Annotated in this window: 5 protein-coding genes; 3 read left to right on the top strand and 2 right to left on the bottom strand. The window is 59.2% G+C overall.

The features are described from left to right. Positions 1–317 precede the first annotated feature (317 nt). The 3 genes from HGO40_RS30285 to bamJ all read left to right on the top strand — a co-directional run bounded on the left by HGO40_RS30285 (position 318) and on the right by bamJ (position 2101). Positions 318–659 (top strand): PA4575 family protein, encoded by a 342-nt coding sequence (locus tag HGO40_RS30285; RefSeq protein WP_013694243.1) that lies wholly within the window; start codon positions 318–320, stop codon positions 657–659. 131 nt (positions 660–790) lie between these two features. Further along, positions 791–1279, top strand: coding sequence for a TIGR00645 family protein (locus HGO40_RS30280; RefSeq protein WP_250966034.1), 489 nt, complete (start codon positions 791–793; stop codon positions 1277–1279). Between the two features lie 204 nt (positions 1280–1483). Continuing rightward, positions 1484–2101 (top strand): BamJ family beta-barrel-assembly machinery protein, encoded by a 618-nt coding sequence (gene bamJ, locus HGO40_RS30275; RefSeq protein ID WP_186709820.1) that lies wholly within the window; start codon positions 1484–1486, stop codon positions 2099–2101. A gap of 147 nt (positions 2102–2248) precedes the next feature. Here bamJ and HGO40_RS30270 read toward each other — a convergent pair whose 3' ends face one another. Continuing rightward, positions 2249–2506, bottom strand: a complete 258-nt coding sequence (locus tag HGO40_RS30270; RefSeq protein WP_053125388.1) for a PA4570 family protein — start codon at positions 2504–2506, stop codon at positions 2249–2251. Between the two features lie 206 nt (positions 2507–2712). Beyond that, a complete protein-coding gene (locus HGO40_RS30265; RefSeq protein ID WP_139649853.1) occupies positions 2713–3054 on the bottom strand; it encodes a zinc ribbon domain-containing protein YjdM in 342 nt (113 codons plus the stop codon). Positions 3055–3284: the final 230 nt, after the last annotated feature.

Genomic DNA, 3284 nt, shown 5'->3' with positions numbered 1-3284 from the left:
CCCCGCCACCGGTGATTTTCAGACGCTTTGGGGGCCTAGCTTGAGGGGAATCGCTCAGTTTCAGTAAGGTTTTGATGGACTGTCACACCGCTATCGCGAGCAAGCTCGCTCCCACACTGTTTTGTGGATTATCGCTAAAAAGCGCCACCACTTTGGCGTCAATATTCACACTGTGACCGCTCGGCGCATTCTGGTCTCGAAAAGCCGTGGGGCCGGAACTTTTCTTCTATCCTCAGCTCAAGGATAACGAGAGTCATCATTGGATCGAAACAGTCTCCTCCCGAGACTGAATACCGGATCTACCGAGGGGCGCCGCCATGTCGCGCAACCTTTGCCTCACTCGTCAATGCCTGGGCCTTGTCACCCGTATCGAATGCGCCATCCGCCCGCTGGCGGGAGATACCGGTATGTGGACCTTGCTCTTCGCCGCCGGAATGGCGGGCGAACAACCCTCCGCCATCAAGGCCCAAGGGCCATTCCCCGGCCCGACTGCCGCCGAATCCATCCTCGATACCATCGTGCAAAGCCTGACCTTGCACGGCTATGAGCTGGCCGATGACCCGCAGATCTGGTCCTTGCACATGCAGGCCCAACTGCGTGAAATCAATGGAGGCCGTTGTCGCAACGTCGGCGGCTTCGAGTTTCGTCCGCTGCATTGAAAGCTGGCACCGCACGGGCAGTGGCAGTAAAGTTTTGACACAAGGCGGGGACCAGGGAGGGGCCCGGCATTTGTGGGGCTGGTCATGGCTGATATACTCGCCGCGATTTTTCAGCCCAGGTGTGAGATTCAATGGAACGCTTTATCGAAAACGCAATGTACGCCTCCCGTTGGCTGCTGGCGCCGATCTACTTCGGGCTGTCCCTCGGCCTGCTGGCCTTGGCGTTGAAATTCTTCCAGGAAGTCTTCCACGTCATCCCCAACGTGTTTTCCATGGCCGAGTCCGATCTGATCCTGGTGCTGCTGTCGTTGATCGACATGGCGCTGGTGGGCGGCCTGCTGGTGATGGTGATGATTTCCGGCTACGAGAACTTCGTTTCGCAGCTGGATATCGCCGACGACAAGGAAAAGCTCAACTGGCTGGGCACCATGGACTCTTCGTCGCTGAAGATGAAGGTCGCCGCCTCGATCGTGGCCATCTCGTCCATCCACCTGCTGCGCATCTTCATGGACGCCAAGAACGTCGATCCCGACCACCTGATGTGGTACGTGATTATCCACATGACCTTCGTGGTCTCGGCGTTTGCCATGGGCTACCTGGACAAACTGACCAAGCACTGAGGTCTGTCGACCGCGCTGATGCAACGCCCGCCTGTAGAGCCACAGGCGGGCGTTGTCGTTTCCGGCGCCGCACTTTGGCGCGAGGGCTCGTCACCCGCCGTGGCATCTGTGCTAGTCTGCTCGCCCTTTTGGTTCCGGGCGCTCCGGGATGCGCTGTGGCACACACGGCAACTTCTCGAGCCGTCCGCACAGCGGAGCAGCATCATGTCCGAAGTTAACCTGTCCACCGACGAAACCCGCGTCAGCTACGGCATCGGCCGTCAGTTGGGCGACCAACTGCGCGACAACCCGCCACCGGGTGTCAACCTGGACGCGATCCTGGCCGGCCTGACTGACGCGTTCGCCGGCAAGCCAAGCCGTGTGGGCCAGGACGAGATGTCTGCCAGCTTCAAGGTCATTCGTGAAATCATGCAAGCCGAAGCAGCCGCCAAGGCTGAAGCCGCTGCTGGCGAAGGCCGTGCGTTCCTGGCGGAAAACGCCAAGCGTGAAGGCATCACCACCCTGGCTTCCGGCCTGCAATTCGAAGTGCTGACCCAGGGTGAAGGCGCCAAGCCGACCCGTGAAGACCAGGTGCGTACCCACTACCACGGCACCCTGATCGACGGCACCGTGTTCGACAGCTCCTACGATCGCGGCCAGCCAGCCGAATTCCCGGTAGGCGGCGTGATCCCAGGCTGGACCGAAGCCCTGCAACTGATGAACGCCGGCAGCAAATGGCGCCTGTACGTGCCGAGCGAACTGGCCTACGGCGCTCAAGGCGTTGGCAGCATTCCACCGCACAGCGTGCTGGTGTTCGACGTCGAGTTGTTGGACGTCCTGTAAGACCCTGTCCGGTTTTTACAGTCGGACAAAAAACTGTGGGAGCGAGCTTGCTCGCGAAAGCGGATAGTCAGTCGACATCCTCGTTGCTGACGCACCGCCATCGCGAGCAAGCTCGCTCCCACAGGTTCTCCCACAGGTTATTTATACTCATCCGTGAAACCTGCCGCTGAAATCACCCGCAGGGCGCAACGCCCGAGCATAGCAGAACAGGAACAGATTACGTACCAGTTCCTTGAGCACCAGTGGCTCACTGGAATTGAGGCTGTTGAGGTCCAGGTCCCCTTGGTCCTGCAGCTCGTTCAAGGCTTCTTCTTCAAGCACTGCACAGACTTCCCCGGTTTCCCGATGCAGGATCCTGAGGTAGGGATGTGGGCGGTCCAGCCAGGCATCGATCAAATAAGTCATGGTTCTCATCTCCTTGATGGGTTCGATGAGAATAATTCTTATTCGCTAAATAGCAAGTCTCTATTGGTGTTCCGCTTGTTTTTCTGACGATGGGTTGTGGTAGCTCAAGACGGCTGGCACCTGGCTAACGCCCGGGAATTAGGGCTGAAGGCGGGGAGGGTGAAGCGCCATCCCACACGCGGGGCATGGGATGGAATACAGCAGGATCAGACTTTTCTGACGAACTCGGATTTGAGTTTCATCGGGCCGATGCCGTCGATCTTGCAGTCGATGTCGTGGTCGCCGTCGCACAGGCGGATGTTCTTGACCTTGGTGCCGACCTTGACCACCAGTGAGGTGCCCTTGACCTTGAGGTCCTTGATCACGGTGATGGTGTCGCCGTCCTGCAGGACGTTGCCGACCGAATCTTTCTTCACAGTGTCGTCGGACGCCGCTTCAACTTCGCCGCTGGCGGACCACTCGTGGGCACACTCCGGGCAGACCAGTTGGGTGCCGTCTTCGTAGGTGTATTCGGAATTGCATTTCGGGCAGGGAGGCAACGTGCTCACTAAGGTTCCTTGGGTATCAGGAGGGCAAAAGGGCGCACATTGTATAGGGTTTTGTTACGAGATGGGTGATGCGGGGCTTTTGTGGCGAGGGAGTCCCCGCCGCGTCGCCGACGCTGCGCTGTCGCGCAGCAAACAAGTGCTCGGCTTAAGATTGGGTGCGCGCGGGGAAAGAGGCCGTAGCTATCACTGGTGTGTCCGCACCCGCGAGGGAGAGTGGCCGGCACGGTATC

Source organism: Pseudomonas sp. CG7 (assembly GCF_023701885.1).
GTDB classification, from domain to species: domain Bacteria; phylum Pseudomonadota; class Gammaproteobacteria; order Pseudomonadales; family Pseudomonadaceae; genus Aquipseudomonas; species Aquipseudomonas zanjanensis.
This window is presented reverse-complemented; position numbering and strand designations above follow the sequence as displayed.

Coding starts and splice junctions, on each gene's coding strand:
- HGO40_RS30285 (WP_013694243.1), top strand. CDS start 318: ATGTCGCGCAACCTTTGCCTCACTCGTCAATGCCTGGGCCTTGTCACC.
- HGO40_RS30280 (WP_250966034.1), top strand. CDS start 791: ATGGAACGCTTTATCGAAAACGCAATGTACGCCTCCCGTTGGCTGCTG.
- bamJ (WP_186709820.1), top strand. CDS start 1,484: ATGTCCGAAGTTAACCTGTCCACCGACGAAACCCGCGTCAGCTACGGC.
- HGO40_RS30270 (WP_053125388.1), bottom strand. CDS start 2,506: ATGACTTATTTGATCGATGCCTGGCTGGACCGCCCACATCCCTACCTC.